Genomic DNA, 24,720 nt, shown 5'->3' on the forward strand with positions numbered 1-24,720 from the left:
ATAAGGGCAGCCAAACCTTACCCCGAGCAACTGAGGCTAGCCTAGCCTTACTTGCGACTTTTTCTCCGCCGGACACGAGCCGGGCCGGGACGTGCCCGACCTGCGCCGACTCGGTGGGTGCCGTCGCGCGTGCGGACATGAAATCCGGCCGGCGGCGCCTGGAGCCCGGAGGCTCGCGGAGCACCGACGGGCATCACGCGAGGGCCTACGGGGCCGGCCGGACGTGCGTGCGGCCGATCGGCACGATGAGCGGCCGATCGCCCACCGGGTCGTCGACCACCTTGGCGTGCAGCCCGAACGCCTCGTACAGCAACTCGGCGGTGATCACGTCACGCGGGTGCCCCTGCGCCAGGATCGATCCCTCCCGCATCACGACGAGATTGTCGCTGTAGCGCGTGGCCAGATTGAGGTCGTGCAGCACCATGACCACGGTGCACCCCGACTCGTGCAGGTCGTCCACCAGGTCGAGCACGTCGATCGCGTGCGCCAGGTCCAGATAGGTGGTCGGCTCGTCCAGCAGCAGCAGATCAGTGCCCTGGGCCAGGGTCATCGAGATCCAGACGCGCTGGCGCTGTCCGCCGGAGAGCGAGTCGACCGGGCGGTCGGCCAACTCGGACACCCCGGTCATGGCCAGCGCGCGCGCCACGACCTCGGCGTCGTCCGACGACCACTGCCGCAGCCAACTCTGGTGCGGATGGCGCCCCCTGGCGACCAGGTCGGCCACCGTCAGCCCCTCCGGCGCGACCGGCGCCTGCGGCAGCAGACCGAGCTTCTTCGCCACGTCCCTGGTCCTGAGCCCGGCGATGTCCTCGCCGTCCAGCACCACCGTCCCCAGAGCGGGCTTGAGCAGCCGCGTCAGGGTCCGCAAGAGGGTCGACTTCCCACAGCCGTTGGGACCGATGATCGTGGTGATCACCCCGGGCGGGATCGCCACGTCGAGATCGTCGATGACCGCCCGGCCGCCGTACCCGACCGTGACGCCCCGGGCTGCCAACCGTGCGACGTCCGCGACCTGGGACCCGGTCCCCGCGACGTCCGCGACTCCGGACCCGGTTTTGGTGATGAACTGAGTGACCACAAGCCCCCCTTGATGAGGTTCGCCTTACCTTCTTACCATCTATCGGAGGTTCGCCCGCACCAGCAGAGAGACGAGGAACGGGCCGCCGATCGCCGCGGTGACCACCCCCACCGGGAGGGTGATCGGCAGCGCCGTGCGCGCGACCAGATCGGCGCCGATCAGCAGCAGGGCTCCTACCAGGCCGGAGGCGAGCATCGGCGGGGTCGGGTACTTCGCCAGGCGCATCGCCACCTGCGGCGCCACGAGCGCGACGAACGGCACGGGGCCCGCCGCGCTCACCGCTCCGGCGGCCAGCAGCACCGCGCACAGGAGCAGGACGGCCCGCACCCTCGAATACCGGACGCCCAGGCCCGCGGCGATGTCGTCGCCGAGGTGCATCGGCTTGAACTGGAACGCGACCCCGGCCACGACGGCCATCAGCACGACCGTGCACCAGAACGCCACCCTCACCTCGTCCCACGACCGGTCGTCCAGCGAGCCGACCAGCCACGCCTGCGCCCTTGCCACGTCCCTGATGTCGGCCGAGACCAGCAGCCAGGTCGTGATCGCCTGCATGACGGCGCTCACCGAGATACCGATGAGGATGAGCCGGAAGCCCTCGATCCCGCGCCGCCACGCCAGGAAGTACACCAGCAGACCCGTGCCGAGACCGCCCGCGAGCGCCGCCGCGGACAGGCCCACCGAGCCGGCCACCGCCGCGGCGGTCCCGCCCGACACCGTCACCAGGAACACCGCGACCGCGCTCGCGCCCCCGGTGATCCCCAGGATGTCCGGACTGGCCAGTGGATTGCGCGCGACGGACTGCGTGATCGCTCCGGACATCCCCAGCGCGATCCCCACGACGAGTCCGGCGAGCGCACGCGGCATCCGCAGGTCCATGACCACGAACTCGTCGACCCGCTCGCCCCTGCCGAGGATCGTGGCGATCACCCGGGACAGCCCGACGGGGAAGTCCCCGACGCTGATGGAGAGACAGAACACCAGGAAGGTCGCGGCCGTCAGCAGCAGCGTCACCAGGACGAGCCAGGGCCGCCACACGAACGACACGCGGCCGAGCCGCACGCCCGGCGCCACCGATGAGGTCACTTCTGTCCCGTTCACGCGTTCTTGAACTTTCCTCGCCACACCAGGACCGCGAAGAACGGGGCGCCGATGAGAGCGACCACCACACCCGCGTCCAGTTCCCCCGGCCGCACCACCACGCGTCCCACCATGTCGCAGACCAGCAGGACGACGGCACCGAGCAGACCCGCGTACGGCACCAGCCAGCGGTAGTCCGGCCCGGTCAGGTACCGGGCGATGTGGGCCACCATGAGCCCGAGAAAGGCGATGGGGCCGCACGCCGCCGTGGCCGCGCCCGCCAGCAGGGTGATCGCGACGATGCCGATGGTCCTGCTCAGCGCGATGTTCACACCCAGTCCTCGCGCCACGTCGGTACCCAGGTTGAGCAGGTTGAGTGCGGGCAGGGTGATCAGTGCCGGCACCAGTCCGACCGCGATGAACGCGGTCACCGGACCGATGACGTCGAATCCGACACCGGCCACGGAGCCCGCGTTCCAGAACCGCAGCGCGTTCAGCGAGTCCTGGTCGGACAGCGCGACCGCCGTGGTCATCGCCATCAGGAACACCGTGATCCCCTGCCCGGCCAGGGCGAGCGTCAGCGGGTTGCCCGCCCCCCGGCCGATGCTCGCGAGGCCGAAGACGACGGCGCCGGCGACCGCCGCCCCCGCGAAGGCGAACCAGACGTACTGGAACGGGTTGGCGAACCCGAAGACGGCGATCACCGACACCACGGCGAACGAGGCGCCGGAGTTCACTCCCAACAGGCCCGTGTCGGCTATGGGGTTGCGTGTGTATCCCTGGATCAGCGCGCCGCCGACCCCCAGAGCGGTGCCCGCCACGATCGCGAGCACCGTCCGGGGCAACCGCACCGTGCGCACGATGAGCCTGATCTCGGTGAGCCGCTGATCGGAGTCGGGCACCGCGAACAGCCCGCGCCAGACCTCCGCGGGACTCAACGCGCGCGCGCCGACGGCCAAGGACACCACCGCCGCGATCAGGAGGATCACCACCAGCGTGCCCAAACCCGCGACCAGCCGTCTGTGGAGGTGAGTTGCCCCTTCGGGCGCGGGGCGCTCAACTGCAGTTGCGTACATGTCGACGTACGTCATCCCTTTGATCCACCGGGGACGCGTGGCCCGTTGGGCACCACACGTCCAGGACAGAACCCAGTGCCTCTCCCGGCACAAGTGGTACTCCCGGCACTAGGGCGTGTTTCGAAAGTAGCGCCGTCCGCCCGTAGGGCGGGGCTCGCGGCGTCTGGTGCGTGCGATCGCAAGGCGGAGGATCGGCGTCGTCGATGGACCGGACGTACTTGGACGACTCCGACAACGCAGCAGGGGGCACCTCCCAGCGGTAGCTGGGGGAGTGCGTGCCAGGCGTCGCGAGCCGGGCGGGACCTTCGAAACACGCCCTAGCGGGCGGTGCCGTCCGCGACCGGCCGGGCCTCGTCGGAGGTGGACTTGACCCCCCGGTCGAGCAGCGAGTCCAGGATCTCGCCGACCCGTATCGCGGTGTTGGACAGCAGGGACGTCGTGATGCCGTGCGTGTGCTCCGTGCCGCCCTGCAGATAGATTCCGCAGCGCAGGCCGGGCTCCGTCGCGATGCGGTAGTCACGCTCGACGCGGACGCGGCCCTCGTCGTCGCGCAGACAGCGGTCGGCGACCTCGCCGAGGAGGCCGAGGGGGTCGGCCGGGCCGTAGCCGGTGGCGAACACCACCACGTCGGCGTCCAGGGGCGTCTCCTCACCCGTGACAAGGGATTTCACGGTGGCACGGACACCGCCGGGGGTCTCCTCGACATCGGTTACCCGGGACACGTTGAGAAAGCGCAGCCGCTCCGCGCCGAGGACCTTCTCCTGGTACATCCGCCGGTACAGGTCGTCGATCAGGTCGATGTCCACCACGCTGTAGTTGGTGTTGCCGTGGTAGGCCATCAGCCGGCTCTTGACGCTCTCGGGCGCGGCGAAGAAATCGTCGACCGCCCCGGGATCGAAGATCCGGTTGGCGAAGCCGCTGTCGTCGGCGGGGCTGTACCCGTAGCGGGAGAAGACCGCGCAGATCTCGGCCCGGGGGAAGCGGCGGTGGAGGTAGGCGACGTTCTCGGCGGCGCTCTGCCCGGCGCCCACGACGATGAACCGGGAGGGGTGGGTGCCGCCCGGACCGCCGCCCAGTCCGTCGACCTTGCGCAGCAGATCGGAGTTGTGCCAGATACGGTCGCGGCGCTCCACGCCCTCCGGCATGAGCGGGCGCAGCCCCGTGCCGATGACCAGGTTGCGGGCCCGGTGTGTCTCGAGGCCCTCCCCCGACCGGACCGTCACGTCCAGGTACTCCACGGTGCCGTCGTGGACGAGGGGCGTCACGGAGACGACCTCGTGGCCGTAGGAGACCATGTCGTCGACCTTGGCCGCGGCCCATTCGAAGTAGTCGTGGAACTCCACCCGCAGCGGGAAGAGGCTCTTGTGGTTGATGAAGTCGATCAGCCGGTTCTTGCTCTGCAGGTAGCAGAGGAAGCTGAACTCGCTGGCCGGGTTCCGGAGCGTCACCAAGTCCTTGAGGAAGGACACCTGCATGGTGGCGTCGTCGATCAGCATGCCGCGGTGCCAGCCGAAACTCGGCTGCTGCTCGAAGAAGCGGGCGGTGACCGACTCCTGCCTGCCGACGTGTGCGTTGTGCTCGCTGAGCGCGATCGCCATCGCCACATTGGAGGGGCCGAAACCGATGCCAATGAGGTCGTGGACCTGTGGTGCGTCGCCAGGAAAAACCTGTGACATGTCACTCCCATCGTGCGGGAAAGCCGCCTGTCAGGCCTGAGGGAAAGTGCGAAAGGTGGGCACGCCGACAGAGCGACCCAGGCTGAACTTAGGTGAGCCTAAGCTAATCCCTCGCCGCTGTCGATAGTGCCGCCCGATTGCGACAACCCGTCAACCGCGGCCGGAAATCGCCCCATTGCCAACTAAGGCAAGCCTTGCTTTACTCGCTGTCGATCTATTCCTGCTCCGAGGAGGAAGCCCATGCGGGTCGTCATGTTCGGTTACCAGACCTGGGGGCACCGGACCCTGCGAGCCCTCCTGGACTCCGAGCACGACGTGGTACTGGTCGTGACGCACCCCAAGAGCGAGCACGCGTACGAGAAGATCTGGAGCGACTCCGTCGCCGACCTCGCCGAAGAGCACGGCGTCCCGGTGCTGATCCGCGACCGCCCCGATGACGAGGAACTGTTCGAACGCCTCAAAGAGGCGGACCCGGACATCATCGTGGCCAACAACTGGCGGACATGGATCCCCCCGCGCATCTTCGGCCTCCCGCGCCACGGGACGCTGAACGTCCACGACTCGCTGCTGCCCAAGTACGCCGGCTTCTCCCCGCTGATCTGGGCCCTGATCAACGGCGAGCGCGAAGTGGGCGTCACCGCGCACATGATGGACGAAGAACTCGACGCCGGCGACATCGTCCGGCAGGAGGCCGTCCCGGTCGGGCCGACGGACACCGCCACCGACCTCTTCCACAAGACCGTCGACCTCATCGCCCCGGTCACCATCGGCGCACTCGGCCTCATCGCCGCCGGTCAGACGGAGTTCACCAAGCAGGACCGCTCCCGGGCGAGCTTCTTCCACAAGCGGTCCGCCGAGGACATCCGCATCGACTGGAGCTGGCCGGCGGAAGACCTCGCGCGCCTGGTCCGCGCCCAGTCCGAGCCGTATCCCAGCGCCTTCACCTTCCACAAGGGCAAGCGCCTCGAAGTCCTCGCCGCGGTCGTGTCCCAGAACCGCTACGGCGGTACGCCCGGCCGCGTCTTCTACCGCGAGGGCGAGGGTGTGGTGATCGTCGCCGGAGCCGACGCCCGCACCGGCCGCAACCGCGGCCTGGCCATCACACGCGTACGGACCGAGGACGGCCGGGAGCTGCCCGCGACGGAGTACTTCACCTCCATGGGCGGCTATCTGACCAACCGCCCCTGAGACCGGTCCCCAGGCCGTTGCCGCCCACGGCGGGGCCCGCGTTCCGGCATTCCGACAGGACGCCTCAGCCGTGTGATCCGGCGGGCGGGTCGGCGAACACACCATGGAGCATGCCGGTGGCCTGCCCGACTTCGATGAGGTAGCCGTCGGGGTCGCGCATGTAGCAACGCACCTCGGCCTTCCGGTCGAGAGGTTCCGTGAGGAACTCCGCGCCCTTGGCCACGGCGTTGGCATAGAAGGCACGGATGTCGGCGACACGGACGTTCAGGAAACTGGAAACGGTGTCGCCGGTCTCCGGCGGTGTCAGGGTCACCCCGGGCTTGTCCGGTGTGGGTCCGCCTCCGGGGTTCATGATGATCCAGCTGTTGGCCACCTTCACGATGGCCGGATTCTTCTTCAGCACGACCTCGCCGCCGAGGATCTCGGCGTAGAAGCGACTCGACCTCGCGACGTCGCGCACGGTCAGGAAGTGGGTGAGAACAAGCCCATGCTCGGGTGTGGGCAGATTGCCGGGAGTCGTCATCGCGGTGCCCCTCTCGTGCGGGCGCCGGGCCGGGCACCGAGCCCGCTTCTCGTGCCCGGGCCGGCTCGGCCCGGGTTCCCGCTTGATTCTGGGGGAAGCGGCCGCCGTCGCGCGTATGGGTACCGTTTACCCACGTCAGGGGCGTGTCTCGGCGTCGCCCGCCGGTGCCGTGCCCGTGCGGGCCGACCGAGTTGCCCCCGCGGCGGGCGGGGGCGAGCATGCTTGATAAGGAATCCGTCCCCGGCAGGCACCGAAAGCGACGGCCCCGGTCTTCCGGGAGCTTGTGCGGCCCGTCGTCCCCTCCCGGGGGCCGGAGCCGGTCGGGCCGGGCGAACCGGCCAAACCCGCCACATTCCGAACAGCGGTGACGCCGATCCGGAAGGCACAACGGTGACACAGCGATCGACGCACACGCGTGAAGCCTGGCCGCGGCTCCGGACGGCCGACTGGGCCGAAACAAGAGACACCCTGCACATGTGGACGCAGATCGTCGGCAAAGTGCGCCTGGCGCACGCACCGCTGATGAACCACTGGTGGCAGGTCACCCTCTACGTCAGTCCGCGCGGGCTGACCACATCCGCCGTCCCGTACGGATCCGGCGCCTTCGACATCGAGTTCGACTTCATCGACCACCAGCTGCGCATCCGTACCAGCGATGGTGCCGTCCGCACCGTGGCTCTGGAGCCCAAGCCCGTGGCCCGGTTCTACGCCGAGACGATGCGCGCCCTGGACGAGGTCGGAATCGAGACGCGGATCCAGGCCCACCCCAACGAGGTGGAACCGGCGATCCCGTTCGCCGAGGATGACCGGCATGCCTCTTACGACGCCACCGCGGCCCGCCTCTTCTGGCGTCAGCTGTTGCAAGCCCATCGCGTCATGGGCGATTTCCGTTCGGGCTTCATCGGCAAGGTCAGCCCGGTGCACTACTTCTGGGGCGCCATGGACCTGGCATGCACGAGGTTTTCCGGACATCCCGCCCCGCGGCACCCCGGCGGCGCACCCAACTGTGGTGACTGGGTGATGGTGGAGGGCTATTCCCGCGAGTTGAGCAGCTGCGGGTTCTGGCCCGGCGGCGGCGAAGAAGGTGCCTTCTACGCCTACGCCTACCCCGAGCCCGAGGGGTTCGCCGATTACCCCGTCGCTCCGGCCGATGCCCTCTACAGCGGGGAAAACGGCCAGTTCATCCTGGCGTACGAGGACGTCCGCACCGCCGACGACCCGGACGGCGTGCTCAGCGCGTTCCTCCGCACCACCTACGAGGCGGCGGCCGAACGCGGTGGGTGGGACCGCTCCATGCTCGAAACCGACCCCCATCGCTGGCAGGACTTCCAGTGACGGAGCGCGGGGCCGGAGGGATTCCGCCACCGGAGCGGTCCGGCGTGCCGACGCGTCGTCTGCCGGGCCCGCGGGCCGCTGCCGGCTCGCGGCCGAGTGGCCGCGTCCCACCCCCGAGTGCCCGGGGCCGGATGGCCGAACAGTGGCGCACGACATGCTGACCGCCTCCATGGCCACCGGCACGGAGAGGCCGGCCATGGTGGCGACGGCACTTACGCTTTGGTACCTCGCGTGACGCGCGGGCCGTGACGGTACCTGGACCAGGTCCCCATCGACAGGAGCTTCGAGCATGACCTCATCCTTCGTGTACGCGGCGGCACGAACCCCGTTCGGACGCTTCGGGGGCGCCCTCGCAGGCGTCCGCCCCGACGACCTCGCCGCGACTGCCCTGACTGGCGTCCTGTCCAAGGTGCCCGGCCTTGATCCGGCACTGATAGGCGATGTCGTCTACGGCAACGCCAACGGGGCGGGCGAGGACAACCGCAACGTCGCGCGCATGGCCGTACTCCTCAGCGGACTGCCCGTCTCGATTCCCGGATCGACGGTGAACCGGCTGTGCGGGTCTTCGCTCGATGCCGTCATGATTGCCTCCCGCGCGGTGGAATCCGGGGATGCCACCGTCACCATCGCGGGCGGCGTGGAGTCGATGACCCGCGCCCCCTGGGTGATGCCGAAGCCCGAACGCGCGTTTCCCGCGGGCGACTCGTCTCTCGTGTCGACCGCCCTCGGATGGCGCCTGGTGAACGCGCGCATGCCGAAGGAGTGGACCGTCTCCCTCGGGGAATGCAACGAGTTGCTCGCCGACCGGCTGGGTATCGGCCGGGACCGCCAAGACGAGTTCGCACTGCGTTCGCACCGTCTGGCCGACGCCGCCTGGAACTCCGGCCACTATGACGATCTTGTCGTCCCCGTTCCCGGCGTCGACCTCACCCGCGACGAAAGCATCCGGCCGAACTCCACCCCGGACGCTCTCGCGTCCCTGCGACCGGCCTTCCGACCGCAGGGCAGCATCACCGCCGCCAACGCCTCGCCCCTCAACGACGGGGCCGCGGCACTCGTCATAGGCTCCGAGGCCGCGGCGGACTCGATCGGTGCCGAGCCCCTCGCACGGATCGCAGGCCGTGGTATCCACGCGCTGGCTCCCCAGGACTTCGGCATCGCACCGGTCGCCGCGGCCGAGCAGGCCCTCGCACGGGCCGGCATCACATGGGCCGACGTGGCGGCGGTCGAGCTGAACGAAGCCTTCGCCGTCCAGTCCATCGCCTGCCTCGACAGCTGGAAGATCAACCCGGAGATCGTGAACGCCTGGGGCGGAGCCATCGCCATCGGCCACCCGCTCGGCGCCTCGGGTGCCCGTATCCTCGGCACCCTCGCACAACGACTGCGGTCCGGTGGGGACCGCTGGGGCCTCGCCGCGATCTGCATCGGCGTCGGCCAGGGTCTGGCCGTCGTGCTGGAGAACCCTGCCGCCCGAGGCTGAGTGCCGCTGCGGCGGCTGCTTCCCGCTGCGGACGTCGTCCTCGTCAGCGCGTGCCCGGCAGAGCGTTTTCCAGGAGGACCTCTGCCGCCGCCCGCGCGTGTCGTCCGTAGTCCGGATCACTCAGCACCATGGCTCGGCTGGCGGCCCCGTCCGCGAGAGTGACGAGTTGTTCGGCGAGTGCGGCGGGCTCGCGGCAGCCCAGTTCCGTCACCAGTGCGGTTACCAGCCTCACCATCAGCAGTTTCTGTTCGCGGGCATAGGAGTGGACCGCGCTCCGCGGGTCGGGGAACTCGGCGGCGGCGTCGATGAACGGGCATCCACGCACCGGAGCCGCGTCCACCGCGGGCGGGACGAACAGTGCGAGGATCCGTTCCCTCGCCGGGATGTCCTCGCGCATCAGCGCGCTCTCCAGGGTGTGGCCCGTCGAGGCGAGGTCTTGGAGATGGGCGATGACCAGGTCGCTCTTCGTCCGGAAGTGCGCGTAGAGGGTGCGCTTGGACACCGGCGCCTGCTCCGCGATCTGTTCCATGCCGGTCGCGTTGATCCCTTGGGTCGCGAACAGCCTGGCGGCGGCGGCCAGGATCCGTTCGCGCCCTCCGCGCCCCTGCCGTCGAGACGCCGTCGTCACCGTGCTCATAAAGGAAGTATACGCCCTCGTTTACTTCGGAGGGAGGGAGTGGCTATAGTGGACCCATAGGTAAACGCAAACGTTTACTTAAGCGCCTTTGAGGAGAGTTCTATGAGCGGGCTGGTTTTCACCGAGCTGAGCGACTACGCGGAGAAGCTGATACGTGGTCGCCACGCGACACGCGCGTTCCGCCCCGAAGCCGTGCCCGGGGACACGATGCGCGCGATCTTCTCCCTCGCCGGCACCGCGCCGTCCAACTCCAACGCGCAACCGTGGCGGGTCGAGGTGGTCAGCGGCGCGAGGCGCGAACGCCTCTCGGACGCCTTGCGGGCGGCCCACGCCGAACAGCGCACCACGGCCGACTTCCCGTACTCCGAGGGCATGTACGCCCCCGTCCACCAGGAGCGGCGGGCGGCGTTCGGCGCCGGTCTGTACGGAGCGCTGGGCATCGGCCCTGACGACCACGCGGCACGCGCGGCCTACGATGCGGAGAGCCTGCGCTTCTACGGGGCGCCCCACGCCGCGTTCCTGTTCGTCACCGGCGACGGCGGGGCGCGACTGGCCGCCGATGTCGGCGCCTACATGCAGACGCTGCTCCTGGCCATGGCCGCATACGGCGTGGACAGTTGCCCGCAGGGCCTGCTCAGCTTCTACGCCGACACCGTCCGGAACGAACTCGGCGTCGACGAAGGAAAGTTGCTCGTCGGCATCTCCTTCGGCTACGCCGACGAGAGCGCGCCGGTGAACCGGGTCACGACCGAGCGGGCAGCCCTGGAGGCAACCACCGCCTTCCACGTCCACTGATCTTTTCGCCTCGGCATGGCTACCACGGCCAGTCATCGGGCTGGTACGAGAGCGAGCTCATCAGCCGGATCGACTCTGGAAAGCGTCGTATAGGCCGGTTCTTCGCGGACGAGGTCGCGGCGCCGCTGGGCCTCGACTTCCACTTCGGCCTGCCGCACGACGCTGATCGCGACCGGATCGCCCGTATCCACGGATTCCGTCCCTGGGAGATGATGCTGCGCCTCAGAGCGATGCCGGCGTCATTCGTCCGGGCATACGCGAATCCACGCAGCCTGACCGCCAGGGCGTTCGGCAATCCGCGAGTGCTGGGCACCGTCGAGAACTTCAACCGACCGGATGTCCAGGCCGCGGAGATCCCGGCAGCCAACGGCGTCGGCCAGGTGCGGTCGATCGCCAAGCTCTACGGGGAGGTGGCAACCGGCGGCACTGCCCTGGGCCTCACCGCTGCCACGATGGAGGCGTTGCGCGGCGCCGCACCGCCTCCGACGAACGGACTGTTCGACGAGGTGCTGCGTGTCGAGACGAGGTTCTCCCTGGGCTACGTCAAGCCGTTCCCGGCGTTCAGGTTCGGCTCCGCGTCGAACCGTGCCTTCGGGACGATGGGCCTGGGCGGGTCGTTCGCCTTCGCAGACCCGGACACCGGTACGGGCTTCGCGTACGCGATGAACCGCACTGGATTCCGGCTTTGGGACGATCCTCGCGAAGTGGCCCTGCGGGAAGCTCTCTTCGCACGTGTCCTCGGCGAGCGGCCTCAAAGGCCCCGACCCGGCCTCCGGACGTTCTGGTTGCTGACGCGCGAGGCGTGCGCTCGAATTCCGCGTCCTTCCAGTTCCGATGTGGGAGGTGAGTCCGGCCGCGGGTGAACCGACGGAATGCTTCTTGTGCCCAGGCGGCAGCATCATCCATCCCGGTCAGGCGGGCTGCTTCTCCATGTGGTCCAGGATGCGCTGGGAGAGCTGTCCGAATGTGTGGAGCTGGTTCGGGGTCAGGGCGTCGATGAAGAGGCGGCGGACGTGCTCGACGTGCTGGGGCGCGGCTTCCTCGATCGCCTTGTAGCCGGCCGGTGTGGCGACGATGAATGCTCCGCGTCCGTCGTCGGGACACTCCTCCCTGGCCACCAGCCCGCGTTTCGCCATCCGGGTGACCTGGTGGGACATCCGGCTCTTCTCCCACTCGACGAGTTTGGCCAGATCCAGGAAGCGCATCCGCCCCTTGCCCCTTTCGGTGAGGCTGACGAGTACGACGTAGTCGGAGGCGGACAGTCCGGAGTCGGCCTGGACATGTCGGGACAGCCGTCCGATGAGTGTCTCGTGCATGCGGATGAAGCTGTCCCAGGCGGCCTTCTGTTCCGGGTCGAGCCAGCGCGGCTGTGCGTCCATGGGATCAGTCTAACGAAATCGTTGACAGCTCATCTACTCCCGGTGGCGGGGTCAGGACCCCGGTGAGGCGGCGTCCGCCGTGGCCGAGACGCTTCGGTTCGCACCGGCCCGGACGGAGTCGATCACGGTGACCTTCGAGGCGAGACGCCGTCTCCACACGCGCCGAGACCAGGGCCACGCTGTGCGGCTGCGGGCAGAGCCGCCCGCAGCCGTACCGCGACCACACGGGGCCCTGCGGCCAACAACACGACCGCTGCCGCTTCCCGCGTGCAACATCCCGGATCTGCCGGTCTCGGCGTCAGGATGTTCTGTTCAGGTCTGGTTCTCGCCGCCGTCGACGTAGACGTTCGATCCGACGACGTAACTGCTCTGGTCCGAGGCCAGGAAGGCCACGACCGCGGCGGCCTCCTCGGGCCGCCCGAAGCGGCCCTTGGGCACGGTCGCGGCGACCTGTTCCCTGACGGCCCGGGCGGTCTCCTCGTCACCGAAGGCGGCGGTGCCCCCAGGGGTCTCGATCCAGGCCGGCGAGACCACGTTGACCCGGATGCCGCGGTCCTTGAGCTCGGTGGACCACGTACGTGCGAAGGACCGCACGGCAGCCTTCGACGCCGCGTACGCACCGAACGCCTCTACTCCTCGGTCGGCTGCCGTCGAACCGACCAGGACAACCGAAGCTCCGTCGTTGAGCAGCGGCAACGCCTTCTGCACGGTGAACAGGGTGCCTCGGACGTTGACCCCGAAGGTCTGGTCGAAGTGCTCCTCGGTGGTCTGTTCCAGCGTCACGAACGCACCGACCGCCGCGTTCGCCACGAGCACGTCCAAGCCCCTGCCCCGCGCCCGGACCGCCTCGTAGAGCCGGTCCAGATCCTCCGGCTTCGAGATGTCACCGACGACCGCGGTGGCCCGGTCCGCGCCGATGGTCTTGACCGCGGCCTCCAGCTCGGCCGCGCGACGGCCCGTGACGAACACGTACGCGCCCTCCTCCGCCAGCCGAACGGCGGTGGCCAGACCGATGCCGGTACCGCCCCCGGTGACCACCGACGTCCTGCCTTCCAGCTGTCCCATGCGGGTGACTCCCTCACTCTCGATACCGATCCGTTCACCACCGAGAGTGCGGGACGCCGGGGATACTATCCATGACGTGCAGTCCATCATTCTTTACGTATCGTCCAGGAGGTGTCATCGGTGCTCGGATTCCGGGACCCAGTGGCTGACGCGATCGGTCTGCTCCGGCCCCGCACGGTCATCGGGCCCAGTCTCCGGGCCGCGGGACAGTGGGCTTTGCGCTTCGACACGTTCCTGCACGTGCGGATCGGGGGCCTCGTGCGCGGCACGTGCTGGTTGATCCTCGAAGGGCACGAACCGGTGCTCCTGCGGGAGGGCGACACCTTCATGCTGGGAAACCCACCGCCCTACGTGCTGGCCGGCACCCTCGACGCCCGCCCGCGCCCTGCGGAGGCGGTGTGGTCGGGCGCCGAAGACGGGTTCGTCCGGATCGGCCCCGAGTCCGAGGAGGACCTCTACCTCTGCGTCGGGCACATCGCGTTCGACGAGGAGAACGCGGCCCTCCTGACCGATCTTCTGCCGCCACTCGTGATCGTTCGCGTGGACGATCCTCATGGCGGGCGGCTCGCGAAGCTGATCGATCTCCTGGCCACCGAGATCGGGGTCGCCGCGGCCGGCGGACCACTGGTGCAGAACCATCTCGCACAGATCCTGCTCGTGCACATGCTGCGCGCTCACGCCGGCCAGACGGACCGGCCCACCGGCTGGCTGGGCGCCCTCAACGAGGACGGCATCGGTGCGGCCCTGCGTGCCGTGCACGCGGACGTGGCCCACTCCTGGAGCCTCAAGGAACTCGCCGAGATCAGCCACATGTCACGCTCCGCGTTCGCCCAGGCCTTCAAGCGCCACGTCGGGGTCCCGCCGTTGGAGTACCTGATCCAATGGCGCATGAGCCTCGCGCGCGACGCCCTCGCCCGCGACACCCTGCCGATCTCCGAGCTCGCACGGGCCACCGGCTACCTCTCCGAGAGCGCCTTCAGCACCGCGTTCCGTCGCGTGGTCGGCTCGTCGCCCACACAGTTCCGCAACCAGGCACGACAACCGGCGCGCTCGGCCGCGAACGGAAGCTGAGGGCGAACTCGCCGGGCGGGCCGGTGTGCGGGGGTGAGCTCGTCGTGCCGCTCGAGGGGCTTGGCGGCTTCGGGGCATACGGGAACGATCCGCCTTCCGGACGTGCGGATCACGGCGTGGATCGCCGCCCGGACGTTTCCGCAGGCTGATCTCGGTAATGGATGGACCGCTCTCGTCCCAGGGCACGGGCGGCACCTCTGGCTCCGCGAGCCCACCAGATGATCATTTGCCAGACAGCCCCTATGACCGTGTCGCCTTGCCGCACTCGCCCCCGGAGGACTCGCCCCGCCCGACCGGCGCGCTGCGGTCGTACGGGTCGACCTCCGTGCCGGCTTCGGTGGCCCGGCGGTCCGTGCCGAAGGGCGGGACGAGGTAGCCCGTGGGGGCGCCGCAGCCGCCGTTGGTCATGTCGTACTTGTACGAGACGATCGAGAACGTGCCCGGCTCGGTGATCACCTTGCCAGGGTCGTCCCAGCTCAGGACCAGCTCGCGCCGGACGATCGTGCGCACGATCTCGTCGTCTTCGCCGCCCGCGTCCGCAGGGGTGACCGGGTAGACGAAGGTGACGTCGGCGGTCACCTGGAGCGCGCCGCGCTCGCCCTCCCGGTAGGTGAGCCTGCCCCGAGTCTTCACGACATCGCCGACCAGGTGGGTGCGCGAGGGTTGGAAGCGGCTGAAGAGGAGAAGGGGGGTGAAAGCTGCTACAGATTTTCTAGTCATTCATAGTCATTCCTAGTCGTGTGTCTTACGTATCTTGGTCTCGTGAAGCTTTCGGAGTGGGCCCGTCAGCAGGGCGTGAGCTACCAGACCGCCTGGCGGTGGGTGAAGGACGGGAAGATGCCCGTCTCCGTTCGCCAGGCGCCGTCCGGGACGTGGTTGGTCGACGAGGTCGCCGTCCAGTCGTCCGGGCGTGTGGTGGCGTACTGCCGTGTGTCGTCCGTTGACCAGAAAGCCGATCTTGAGCGGCAGGCCGCCCGGGTCGTGTCTGGCGCGAACGGGCTGGGCCTGGCCGTCGCTGAGGTCGTCACCGAGGTGGGATCCGGGTTGAACGGGCGGCGCCGCAAGCTGCACCGGCTGCTGTCCGACCCGCAGTCGGCGGTGATCGTGGTCGAGCACCGCGACCGGTTGGCCCGGTTCGGCGTCGAGCACCTGGAAGCCGCGCTGTCGGCATCCGGGCGGCGCCTGGTCGTCCTCGACCCCACCGAGACGGCCGATGACCTGGTACGCGACATCACCGAGGTGCTCACCTCCATGTGCGCCCGCCTGTACGGGCGGCGGGCGGCGGAGAACCGGGCCGCCCGCGCGGTGGCCGTGGCGACCGGCGAGGCCGCCGAGTGAAGAAGTTCCAGCCGCGGCCCGGGTTCGTGGTGCGGGCGTATCGCTTCGCACTGGACCCGAACGCCACCCAGCAGCATGCTCTGCGCTCGCACTGCGGCGCGGCGCGTGCCGCCTACAACTGGGCCGTCGGCTGGGTGACCGCCTCCTGGTGGCAGCGCCGCGCGGAGGAGTCCTACGGCATCGGCGAGGCCGGGCTGACGCAGTGGCGGCCGTGGTCGCTGCCCGCGCTGCGGAAGGCATTCAACGAGGCCAAGCAAACCGATCCGGGGTTCGCCGCCTGGTGGGAGGAGAACTCCAAGGAGGCGTACTCCACAGGCCTGGCGAACGCGTCGGCCGCGTTCGACAACTACGCGAAGTCCAAGAACGGCAAGCGGCGCGGCAAGCGGATGGGTGCGCCGCGGTTCAAGTCGAAGCGCAAGGCGCGCCTTGCCTGCCGGTTCACCACCGGCGTGATCCGCGTGGACGCTGACGGCCGTCACGTCACCCTGCCCCGGCTGGGCACGATCCGCACCCACGAGCCCACGGTGAAGCTCCTCGCCCGCGTTCAGGCCGGGACGGCCCGGATCCTGTCCGCGACCGTGCGGCACGAGCACGGACGCTGGTTCGTCTCGTTCCAGGCCGAGGCCAGGCAAGACCTCGAACGCGTGGCGCGGCCGGACGTGGCGGTCGGCATCGACCTGGGGGTGAAGACCCTCGCGGTCATGGCCGACAGCACCGGCGAGATCCGCACCATCGCGAATCCCGGGCACTACGACCGTGCACGCAAGCAGCTGCGCCGCGCCTCCCGCGTCGTCTCCCGACGCCAGGGCCCCGACCGGCGGACCGGGCAGAAGCCGTCGAAGCGGTGGGAGAAGGCCAACGCCGCCCGCAACAAGGTGCATCACCGGGCGGCCAACCTCCGCGCGGACGCTCTGCACAAGCTCACCACCGCCGTGGCGGCCGAGTACGGCACGGTCGTGGTCGAAGACCTCAACGTCGCCGGGATGCTCCGCAACCGGCGTCTCGCGCGAAGGATCGCCGACGCCGGCTTCGGGGAGATCCGCCGCCAGCTCACCTACAAGACCCGCCAGCGCCACGCCACCCGCACCATCGCGGCGGACCGCTGGTACCCCTCCTCGAAGACCTGTTCCGGGTGCGGCGCGGTGAAAGCCAAACTGCCGCTGCACATGAGGACCTACCAGTGCGACGCCTGCGGCCTGGTCATCGACCGGGACGACAACGCCGCACTCAACCTCGCCGCGCTCGCGGCAGCCGCAACAACTGGTACCGGAGTGGCCGGAGACCAGGACACCCAAGCGGTGTCGAAGCCTCGTGGAGCCGACCAGAAGACCCGCACCACCCGCCCCCGCCGCAAGGCGGAGGCGGGGCGGGCAGGTGGTGCAACCCTGCCGCACCAGCGGCAGACGGAAGCGAGAGACCGTACTCAAGCCGAAGCCCTCACGCTCTGGTGACGAGACGGACCTTCCGGGCGGAAACGTCCGGATTACTGAGACCTGACTACGGTCTCAGCAACGGTCACTCTTCTCGCTCGGGGTGCGGAAAGCGGTTCTCAGAAGGTCTTGGACGTCCTTCTGGTGCGGGTTGATCAGCGCGATCGCCTTCTCGGGGCGCTCGCCCCGCAGCACCCCGCGGTCCAGGCCGGACTCGACGAGAAAGTCCCGGCTACGGGCAAGGGCCCGCTCGACCTCGGCCGCGCTCATCCAGCCGACCGCCCCGGCCTTCGGCACGGTGATGCCCGCCGCTCCGCCCGCCCAGCTCGCCGCCGGCGAACCGCGGAACGGCTCCTCCCGCGTAGGGCGTTGGGCCGGCTCCGCCGGGGGTGCCTGGGTCGGGCGGGCGGTCTCGCCCGCCGGCGGCGGGGTGTCAGCGCCGGCGAACAGGTCCACTGCCCGCCCCGGCGCGAGCGCCACCGCCAGCAGCGCCAGCGAGGCTGCCAGCCCGACCACGTACCAGCCCGTGCGCCGCCTGGGCCGCGCGGGCGTGAAGCTGCGCCGGCCCTCCGGGCCGCGGCCGGGCTCCGCGCGCAGCCGCTTCGCCACGGCGCGGGCCCGCGCCGACGGCTCCTTGGGCGCGTCGGCGGCACCCTCCACCGACTCGCGCAGAAAGCGCTCCCACTCCTCGTCGGATTTGGACGAGCCCTCCGGCTCCGTACCCGCGCCCATCCCCAACCCCCTGGCAATCAGTACACCGCGACCCACTCCCCTGGGACGCGTCCGCATGATGACACAGAGCGCTGACAGCGCGTCCCGGGGCTCGGCCAGAGCCGTGCGCGACGCGAGCTCGAGGTGCACGGCCGGTGCCGGAGGGGCGCGTGGGTCAGGGCTCAGGACGGTCCTGCCGGGCAGCCGTCCGGCGGCGGTGTCCTCGTGGACGGCGGCCAGATCGGCCGGCGGTCCACCTGCACCGTCGGCGCTTCGATTTGGCTTCCTGCCGCCCATGATGTGATCGATGGGTTCACGCCATAGTCGATCCGACTCGACCACATCGTAGAGGGAACGTGATGTCCGAGGGGTTCAAGCGGCGTACGCCGAGCCGATTGGGTGAAGGGGCTGCGCTGAAGGAGGAGATTCTCGGGGCTGCGGCGCGGTTGCTGACGGAAACCGGGAGGGAGCAGGACCTGTCGTTGCGAGCAGTCGCGCGGGAGGTCGGTATCGCGGCGCCCAGTATCTACCTGCACTTCAAGGACCGGGCCGAGTTGGTCGAGGAGTTGACACGACGAGCGTTCGGAAAGCTGGTCGCCGAGGTGCGCGATGCCTGGGAGGAAGAAGAAGAGGCAGCCGGGCCACGCGCGGCGCTGGGCGCGATGGCGCATCGCTACTGTCAGTTCGCATTGGACAACCCCAAGATCTACCGGCTGATGTTCGGCATCGAGCGGATCGAAGGGTCCCGGGACCAGGCGGCCTCGCATCCCTTGTGGACCGTGCACCAACTCTGGGTCGAAAAAGTTGCCGTCTGCCGTGCGGATCGTAGCGGGCATGAGGGGGACGAGCGCTTGGCCAAACTGTTGTGGTCCGCCTTGCACGGGCTGGTGGGACTGGCGATGGCGGTGCCCTTCCCGGCCGACCAACGGAATCTGGCGCAGCTGGTCGATGACTATCTCGACTTGATGCTGTGAACGCTCGGGCAGGTCGGGGAACAGGTGCCAGGAGGAACCGGGCGGGGCGTCGGTGCGCCCGGTGAGTCGCCGGTAGGTGGGGAAATCCATGGGGGACCTTCGGTCAAGGGCAGCGGGCCGCGATGGCGTCCGCGGCCCGGCGTACTTCGCTGATGACGCGGGGCCGGTCGTCCTCGGTGAGTTCGTTGTGGGAGCCGCTGACGCCGAGCGTCTCCTCGCCGCGACGGATCGGCGCACTGATGGCGACGACGTTGAGGACGCGTTCGCTGAGGGACAGGGCGTATCCGTCGCCGCGGACGCGGCGGAGGTCGTCCGCCGGTGCTTCGGCGGTGACCTGCTCTCCGGAGACGCGGGTGAACGGGGTGGACCGGTCGATGAACGTGCGGAGTTCCGGTTCGGACAGCCACGCGGCCGGGGCCTTGCCCGCGCCCAGGGTCAGGGGCAGCTTCTCGCCGATGGGCAGTTGGTAGCGCAAGGGGTTGCGGCCCTGCACGCGGGCGATCAGCAAGCGGGCGAAGGCCGTCCGGGGCTCTCCCGCAACCGGGCCCGGAAAGCGGCCAAGGCACCGGCCGTGGCGCGTGTCCAGGAGATCGGACGCGGAGACGGCACCCACATCACCCGCTTCGCCCTGCCGTACCACCCTGCGGCTAGTTTGTGTGCAGGACAGGTACGCAGGCCCGTGGCGGCAGAGGTGCACGGGGGACGGGAGATCGGGAAGAGTGTCGCTGCGCGGAGGTGATCCGGCGGAGATCGGCGGCTATCGGCTTGAGGCACGGCTCGGCTCGGGTGGCATGGGCACGGTCTTTCTGGCCCGCACGGGTTCGGGGCGACCTGTCGCGATCAAACTGATCCACCAGCAGTTCGCGGAGGACGAGGAGTTCCGCATCCGTTTCCGCCAGGAGGTGGCGGCGGCGAGGCGGGTGAGCGGCGCGTTCACCGCCGCCGTGGTCGACGCCGCCCCCGAGGCCGAGCAGCCGTGGATGGCGACGACCTATATCGAGGGCCACACGCTCGCCCAGCACATCGCCGCGGAGGGCCCGCTGAGCGGAGCGGAGCTGAGGAGGCTCGCCATCGGGCTGGCGGAGGCGTTGCGCGACATCCACCGGGTGGGGGTCGTCCACCGTGACCTGAAGCCCTCGAACGTCGTGCTCTCGCCAGAGGGCCCGCGCGTCATCGACTTCGGCATTTCGCGCGCCGTGGACCAGCAGACGCTGACGATGACAGGGCGGGTCATCGGTACGCCGCCCTTCATGTCACCGGAGCAGTTGCAGGCGCCGCGTGGTGTGGGGCCGCGGTCCGACGTCTTCTCGCTGGGGACGCTGCTGGTGTACTCGGCGACGGGTCAGGGGCCCTTCGACGCGGACAGCCCTTACATGACGGCCTATCAGGTGGTGCACGAGGAGCCGTCGCTGGGTGCCGTGCCGGTGGCTCTGCGCGCGGTCGTCGAGTCGTGCCTGGACAAGGACCCCGAGGGGCGCCCCTCGGCGGACGAACTCCTCGTGCTGCTGAGGGACCTGCCGGCCGACCTCGGTGGGACCGACGCGAACGGGGCCGGTGCGGGCCGCACCCGCGACACGATCACCCAGCATCGCGTCGAGACGCGGGGCACCCCCGAGCCGACCGGCCCGACCACCGCCCCGGCCGGTCCCGATCCGGGGAGCACGTCCGCCCCCGCCCGCCGCCGTCCGCGTCGCCGATGGCGTCCTGTGCTCGCGGCCGCGATCGCGGTGGCGACGATCGGCGGGGCAGCCGCCGCCCTGAAGGCGGGCGGCTCCGGGGGGAACAACGGCGGCGACAACGGCAACAGCGTCGCGGCGCCGGGTGCCGCGCTTCCGGCCGGCTTCGAGCCGTGGCGCACGACCGTGCCGGGCGGTCGCGAGGACATCCCCGACGAACTGCGTTGCGTCGCGCGCGGCGACGCGCTGTTCTGCGGCGGCGGGGGTGTTGTCGCGACCCGTATCAGCGCCTTGGACGGTTCACGGATGTGGACGGCGAAGAGCCCGGGCGTCCCCGTCCAGGGCATGCACCTGGTGGGCGCCACCGACGACACGGTGCTCGGTTACCGCTTCGCCGCCCAGGACGCCCCACAGGACCCTCCCAGCGAGGTGGTGGCCATCGACGCGAACAACGGCCGGGAGCTGTGGTCCGTGCCGTCCGGCGCCCGGTCGACGGCCGTCACGGGCCGGACTCGGGACGCCCTTGTGGTCGGCTCAGCCGTCGTGACGGTGGACGCCACCAACTCCCGCTTCGAGGCGCGGGACGCGCACAGCGGTGACGTCACCTGGAGGGCGTCGTTCCCCGCGGGTGCGCAGTGTGCTCCGGTGCCGACGGGCCCGCGACTCTTCGCGATGTGCGCGACGGACGCGGAGGTGGATGCCTCGGAGGTGCGTCACCCCACCCTGCACCCGGTCGACCGCGCCTCGGGGACACTGGGCAGGCCCATCGCGGTCAACGGCCCCGCCGTGCCGATGGGCGTCGCCGACGGCAGGCTCGTACTCCTTCGGGTGCGCATGGAGGGAACCGCGCTGGTCGGCTACGACGGCATCGCGCGGGTCGACCCGGTCTCGCGGAAGGTCACGTACTCTCGACTGGCCAGGACATACGCGGGGACGCCCGGCATGGCGGACGGCACCGTCTACGTGAGTGGGCAGACCGGTCTCGTCACGGCGATCGACCCGGTGACCGGCCGGAAGAAGTGGTCGCGGCAGACCGGCGTGGAGGGGGCGTCGGGTCCCGTGGCGGGAGCCGGCGCGCTGTATTTCAGCTCGGCCACCGGCCGGGTGGTCGCGCTGTCGCCGCACGACGGCAAACTCCGGTGGACGACGGACCCGCAGGCCGATGGTTTGACGGGCGAGCAGGGTGCGAGCCCGCGCGTGACTGTGGTGGGGCGTGCGCTGATCGTGGCCGCGGACAAGAACACACTTTTCGCCTTCGACGCGCGGAAGCCACCGAAGCAGGGCGGCACCGGCTGACGGGCCGTCAGCCCGGTCGGGCGGCGGTTCGACCGCGGGGCTTGCCCCAGGGGGGCTTGCCCGAGGGGCGGGCGGGCCCGCAGTATTCCACCGCGCACACTTGGCGCGATCGTCCGTCTCGGAGGTATGAGAATCGTGCGGTACTTAAAGCTCGGCACCACCGGCCTGGATGTCTCCCCTCTCTGCCTGGGGTGTATGAGCTACGGCGTTCCCGATCGCGGCGTACACCCGTGGACCCTGACCGAGGACGCCGCCCGTCCCCTGCTGCGGCAGGCCGTCGAGGCCGGCATCAACTTTTTCGACACCGCCAATGTCTACTCCGACGGCACCAGCGAGGAGATAACCGGTCGTGCGTTGGCCGACTTCGCGCGGCGGGAGGAGATCGTGCTGGCCACCAAGATCTACGCGGCCATGAGGCCGGGCCCGAACAGCCGCGGTCTGTCCCGCAAAGCGATCATGACGGAGATCGACGCGAGCCTGCGTCGCCTGGGCACTGACTACATCGATCTGTACATCGTGCACCACTGGGACGCGTCGACGCCGATCGAGGAGACCATGGAGGCCTTGCACGACGTCGTCAAAGCCGGCAAAGCCCGCTACCTGGGCGCGTCGAACATGTACGCCTGGCAGTTCGCGAAGGCCCAGTACACCGCCGAGCGCCACGGCTGGACGAAGTTCGTGTCCATGCAGAGCCACTACAACCTCCTCTACCGCGAGGAGGAGCGCGAGATGCTCCCGTTCTGCGCGGACCAGGGGGTCGCCGTCACGCCTTGGAGCCCTCTGGCCCGCGGACGACTGACGCGCGACTGGGACGACCTCAGCGCCCGCCAGGAGACCGACGAGCTCGGCAAGACCCTCTACCAGGAGGGCGATCGCGAGATCGTCGAAGCGGTGGCGCGCGTAGCCGAGGGCCACGGTGTGCCTCGTGCCCAGGTGGCGCTGGCCTGGCTGCTGCGGCAGCCCACGGTGACCGCGCCCGTCATCGGTGCCACCAAGCCCCAGCACCTCCACGACGCGCTCTCGGCACTCGAACTCCAGCTCTCCGAGACCGACCGCAAGGCCCTGGAGACCCCTTACCAGCCACACGCCATCGCCGGCCTCGACTGAGCCGCCCGGCCGTGGGCCCGGCCGCACTCTCTCCGGGCCCACGGCCGACGCGCTGAACGGGGGACGTTCCGGCTGTTGCGTACCGGGCCGGCCCCACCGAGGGGGGAGCCGCTCGTCGGCTTGGTGGTCACTGGGCGACGTAGCCGCCGTCAAAGGACGGTGGCCGACATGACCGCGCGTCGAGGCGGGCGGTGTCACCCCCGGAGCAGGCGCCCGCTGCCTGGCGCAGCCGGGACCGGCACATGCCGCCCCAGGTCAGCGTACCCGGCCGCGCGGTTTCAGAGGGGTCGGCGGGAGGTCGGGGGCGGCCAGGCGGTTGCCCGCGTAGCCGTGTACCTCGCCGAAGCGGGCGCCCGAGGTCCAGTCCTCGCGGGCCTGTTCGATGTCCGCCTGGGAGCGCCCGATGAAGTTCCACCACATCACGATCTCCTCCTCGAAGGGCTCGCCGCCCAGGAGCAGCAGGCCCGCGTCGGATTCGGCATGCAACGGGAGCTCGGAGCGGCCGCAGCCGAGGTAGAGCATGGATCCGGGGACGACGGGCACACCATCGACCGCGGTTTCGCCGGACATCGACAGGACGGCGTACTCGAAGTCCGGTTCGAGGGGCAGCCGGGTTTCGGCGCCCCGGGCGAGGGTGAGATCGGCGCCGACGATCGGGGTGTACGTCGTACCGGGCGAGACGGCACCGTCGAGGGCGCCCAGGATGACGGTGGCGGACAGGCCGGGCGCGGTGACCTCGGGGAGGTCGGTGTGGTGCTGGAAGTGCGGCTGGACCTCGCGGTGCGCGCCCGGGAGTGCCACCCAGAGCTGGGCGCCGTGCAGGAAGCGGGCGTGGACTCGGGGGCTCTCCTCGGAGTGCGAGATGGCCCGGCCGGACGTCATCAGGCCCAGCTCGCGCGGGCGGATGGTCTGGAGGCTGCCGAGGCTGTCGCGGTGCAGCACCTCGCCGTCATGCAGCCAGCTCACCGTCTGCAGCCCCATGTGCGGGTGGGGCGGCACCTGCATACCTGGTTCGTCGGCGATGTCATCGGGGCCGTAATGATCGACAAAGGCCCAGGCGCCGACCATGCGGCGGCCCAGGTTGGGCAGCAGCCGCCGGACCTCGGTGGACTCGCCCAGCTGGACCCGGCGCGGGCTCAGCAGCTCACGGACCGGCTCGGCGACGACGAACCCCCGCCCGCCGCAGACGGTGGGAGACGCCTGGCGATCAAGATTGCTCATGGCGCACAACCTACTCTCCACCCGAGCCGCCCGGCCGCCCGAGTCACCCCCGGGTCACCGGAGCCGCCCGGCGCGTTCGGGCGGAGGAAGCCGCACGCCGTCCCTGAGGTGGAATATCCCCCGCGCCCACTCCGTTGACGGCTCCTGTCGGAACGGGCGAAGGAGGACACGTGGAGAGCACGCGGAGCACGACGAGCGCGTACTACGAGTACGGCACGGCCGCCGAGCGGTGGGACCGCGCCCAGCTGTTCTTCGACGCGAAGGAGTACGTCACGGCCGCCCGCATCCTCGCCGGCCTGGTGGCCGAGGTGCCGGAGCAGGTCGCCCCGCGGCTCCTGCTGGCCCGCGCCTACTACCACTCGGCGCGGCTGACCAAGGCCGAGAGCGAGCTGCGCGCCGTCCTCGAGCGCGATCCGGTGGAGCCGTACGCGCATCTGATGCTGAGCCGCACGCTGGAGCGTCAGGGCCGGACGGCGGAGGCGGCCGCCCAGTCGCGGCTCGCCGCCGCGCTGAACGGGGAGTTCCCATCGGGGGCGTGAAGCCCGGGCCCTCGTCGAAGCGTGCTTCCCGGGCCGTGCTCGTGG

Annotated in this window: 22 protein-coding genes and 2 pseudogenes; 12 read left to right on the top strand and 12 right to left on the bottom strand. The window is 70.0% G+C overall.

What is annotated here, in order from left to right; genetic code table 11:
• Positions 1-205: 205 nt before the first annotated feature.
• From ACU6P3_RS02140 to ACU6P3_RS02155, 4 genes are all read right to left on the bottom strand, one after another.
• Positions 206-1,078: an ABC transporter ATP-binding protein gene (locus ACU6P3_RS02140; RefSeq protein WP_447195649.1), complete on the bottom strand. Its 873-nt coding sequence runs from the start codon at positions 1,076-1,078 to the stop codon at positions 206-208.
• 39 nt (positions 1,079-1,117) lie between these two features.
• A complete protein-coding gene (locus ACU6P3_RS02145; protein WP_447195650.1) occupies positions 1,118-2,179 on the bottom strand; it encodes a FecCD family ABC transporter permease in 1,062 nt (353 codons plus the stop codon).
• Entirely contained in the window at positions 2,176-3,234 is a 1,059-nt protein-coding gene (locus ACU6P3_RS02150; protein ID WP_447198182.1) for a FecCD family ABC transporter permease, read from the bottom strand. The genes ACU6P3_RS02145 and ACU6P3_RS02150 overlap by 4 nt, the downstream gene beginning before the upstream one ends.
• 317 nt (positions 3,235-3,551) lie before the next feature.
• Positions 3,552-4,910: a lysine N(6)-hydroxylase/L-ornithine N(5)-oxygenase family protein gene (locus ACU6P3_RS02155; RefSeq protein ID WP_447195651.1), complete on the bottom strand. Its 1,359-nt coding sequence runs from the start codon at positions 4,908-4,910 to the stop codon at positions 3,552-3,554.
• 240 nt (positions 4,911-5,150) lie between these two features.
• On the opposite strand from ACU6P3_RS02155, the gene ACU6P3_RS02160 reads away from it, so the two are divergent.
• Positions 5,151-6,098, top strand: coding sequence for a methionyl-tRNA formyltransferase (locus tag ACU6P3_RS02160; RefSeq protein WP_447195652.1), 948 nt, complete (start codon positions 5,151-5,153; stop codon positions 6,096-6,098).
• Between the two features lie 64 nt (positions 6,099-6,162).
• Here ACU6P3_RS02160 and ACU6P3_RS02165 read toward each other — a convergent pair whose 3' ends face one another.
• Entirely contained in the window at positions 6,163-6,621 is a 459-nt protein-coding gene (locus tag ACU6P3_RS02165) for a VOC family protein (protein WP_447195653.1), read from the bottom strand.
• 390 nt (positions 6,622-7,011) lie between these two features.
• Between ACU6P3_RS02165 and ACU6P3_RS02170 the strand changes: the two genes are divergently transcribed.
• The gene (locus tag ACU6P3_RS02170; RefSeq protein WP_447195654.1) at positions 7,012-7,956 is read left to right on the top strand and encodes a DUF5996 family protein; all 945 of its coding nucleotides are present in this window, start codon (positions 7,012-7,014) and stop codon (positions 7,954-7,956) included.
• A gap of 289 nt (positions 7,957-8,245) precedes the next feature.
• Positions 8,246-9,436 carry a thiolase family protein gene (locus ACU6P3_RS02175; RefSeq protein ID WP_447195655.1) on the top strand — a complete coding sequence of 397 codons (1,191 nt, stop codon included), beginning with the start codon at positions 8,246-8,248 and terminating at the stop codon, positions 9,434-9,436.
• A 43-nt stretch (positions 9,437-9,479) separates the two neighbouring features.
• Here ACU6P3_RS02175 and ACU6P3_RS02180 read toward each other — a convergent pair whose 3' ends face one another.
• On the bottom strand, positions 9,480-10,073 hold the full coding sequence (locus ACU6P3_RS02180; protein ID WP_447195656.1) for a TetR/AcrR family transcriptional regulator: 594 nt from the start codon (positions 10,071-10,073) through the stop codon (positions 9,480-9,482).
• Positions 10,074-10,175: 102 nt separating this feature from the next.
• Between ACU6P3_RS02180 and ACU6P3_RS02185 the strand changes: the two genes are divergently transcribed.
• A complete protein-coding gene (locus ACU6P3_RS02185) occupies positions 10,176-10,868 on the top strand; it encodes a nitroreductase (RefSeq protein ID WP_447195657.1) in 693 nt (230 codons plus the stop codon).
• 68 nt (positions 10,869-10,936) lie between these two features.
• Positions 10,937-11,731, top strand: a complete 795-nt coding sequence (locus ACU6P3_RS02190) for a serine hydrolase (RefSeq protein WP_447198183.1) — start codon at positions 10,937-10,939, stop codon at positions 11,729-11,731.
• A gap of 48 nt (positions 11,732-11,779) precedes the next feature.
• Here the strand turns inward: ACU6P3_RS02190 and ACU6P3_RS02195 are convergent, their stop codons facing one another.
• Positions 11,780-12,247 carry a MarR family winged helix-turn-helix transcriptional regulator gene (locus tag ACU6P3_RS02195; RefSeq protein ID WP_447195658.1) on the bottom strand — a complete coding sequence of 156 codons (468 nt, stop codon included), beginning with the start codon at positions 12,245-12,247 and terminating at the stop codon, positions 11,780-11,782.
• A gap of 312 nt (positions 12,248-12,559) precedes the next feature.
• Positions 12,560-13,312, bottom strand: a complete 753-nt coding sequence (locus ACU6P3_RS02200; RefSeq protein WP_030755158.1) for an SDR family NAD(P)-dependent oxidoreductase — start codon at positions 13,310-13,312, stop codon at positions 12,560-12,562.
• A 141-nt stretch (positions 13,313-13,453) separates the two neighbouring features.
• Between ACU6P3_RS02200 and ACU6P3_RS02205 the strand changes: the two genes are divergently transcribed.
• Entirely contained in the window at positions 13,454-14,383 is a 930-nt protein-coding gene (locus ACU6P3_RS02205; protein ID WP_447195659.1) for an AraC family transcriptional regulator, read from the top strand.
• Positions 14,384-14,623: 240 nt separating this feature from the next.
• On the opposite strand, the pseudogene ACU6P3_RS02210 reads toward ACU6P3_RS02205, so the two are convergent.
• A pseudogene (locus tag ACU6P3_RS02210) lies at positions 14,624-15,073 on the bottom strand (hypothetical protein); the annotation flags it as partial.
• Positions 15,074-15,145: 72 nt separating this feature from the next.
• On the opposite strand from ACU6P3_RS02210, the gene ACU6P3_RS02215 reads away from it, so the two are divergent.
• Together ACU6P3_RS02215 and tnpB are read left to right on the top strand one after the other, a co-directional pair.
• A complete protein-coding gene (locus ACU6P3_RS02215; RefSeq protein WP_447195660.1) occupies positions 15,146-15,721 on the top strand; it encodes an IS607 family transposase in 576 nt (191 codons plus the stop codon).
• Entirely contained in the window at positions 15,718-17,172 is a 1,455-nt protein-coding gene (gene tnpB / locus ACU6P3_RS02220; RefSeq protein WP_447195661.1) for an IS607 family element RNA-guided endonuclease TnpB, read from the top strand. Before ACU6P3_RS02215 ends, tnpB begins: the two co-directional genes overlap by 4 nt.
• A gap of 63 nt (positions 17,173-17,235) precedes the next feature.
• On the opposite strand, the pseudogene ACU6P3_RS02225 reads toward tnpB, so the two are convergent.
• Positions 17,236-17,883 (bottom strand): annotated as a pseudogene (locus tag ACU6P3_RS02225) (hypothetical protein); the annotation flags it as partial.
• A 338-nt stretch (positions 17,884-18,221) separates the two neighbouring features.
• On the opposite strand from ACU6P3_RS02225, the gene ACU6P3_RS02230 reads away from it, so the two are divergent.
• Positions 18,222-18,836: a TetR/AcrR family transcriptional regulator gene (locus tag ACU6P3_RS02230; protein ID WP_447195662.1), complete on the top strand. Its 615-nt coding sequence runs from the start codon at positions 18,222-18,224 to the stop codon at positions 18,834-18,836.
• 103 nt (positions 18,837-18,939) lie between these two features.
• Here ACU6P3_RS02230 and ACU6P3_RS02235 read toward each other — a convergent pair whose 3' ends face one another.
• Positions 18,940-19,344: an IclR family transcriptional regulator domain-containing protein gene (locus ACU6P3_RS02235; RefSeq protein WP_447195663.1), complete on the bottom strand. Its 405-nt coding sequence runs from the start codon at positions 19,342-19,344 to the stop codon at positions 18,940-18,942.
• A 211-nt stretch (positions 19,345-19,555) separates the two neighbouring features.
• Between ACU6P3_RS02235 and ACU6P3_RS02240 the strand changes: the two genes are divergently transcribed.
• Both ACU6P3_RS02240 and ACU6P3_RS02245 read left to right on the top strand, forming a co-directional pair.
• Positions 19,556-21,808, top strand: a complete 2,253-nt coding sequence (locus ACU6P3_RS02240; RefSeq protein ID WP_447195664.1) for a serine/threonine-protein kinase — start codon at positions 19,556-19,558, stop codon at positions 21,806-21,808.
• A gap of 135 nt (positions 21,809-21,943) precedes the next feature.
• The gene (locus ACU6P3_RS02245; protein WP_447195665.1) at positions 21,944-22,915 is read left to right on the top strand and encodes an aldo/keto reductase; all 972 of its coding nucleotides are present in this window, start codon (positions 21,944-21,946) and stop codon (positions 22,913-22,915) included.
• Between the two features lie 255 nt (positions 22,916-23,170).
• Here the strand turns inward: ACU6P3_RS02245 and ACU6P3_RS02250 are convergent, their stop codons facing one another.
• Entirely contained in the window at positions 23,171-24,136 is a 966-nt protein-coding gene (locus ACU6P3_RS02250; protein ID WP_447195666.1) for a pirin family protein, read from the bottom strand.
• A 170-nt stretch (positions 24,137-24,306) separates the two neighbouring features.
• On the opposite strand from ACU6P3_RS02250, the gene ACU6P3_RS02255 reads away from it, so the two are divergent.
• Complete coding sequence (locus ACU6P3_RS02255; protein WP_447195667.1) at positions 24,307-24,675, top strand: tetratricopeptide repeat protein; 369 nt, start codon at positions 24,307-24,309, stop codon at positions 24,673-24,675.
• Positions 24,676-24,720 lie beyond the last annotated feature (45 nt).

It is taken from the genome of Streptomyces hebeiensis, from assembly GCF_052983195.1.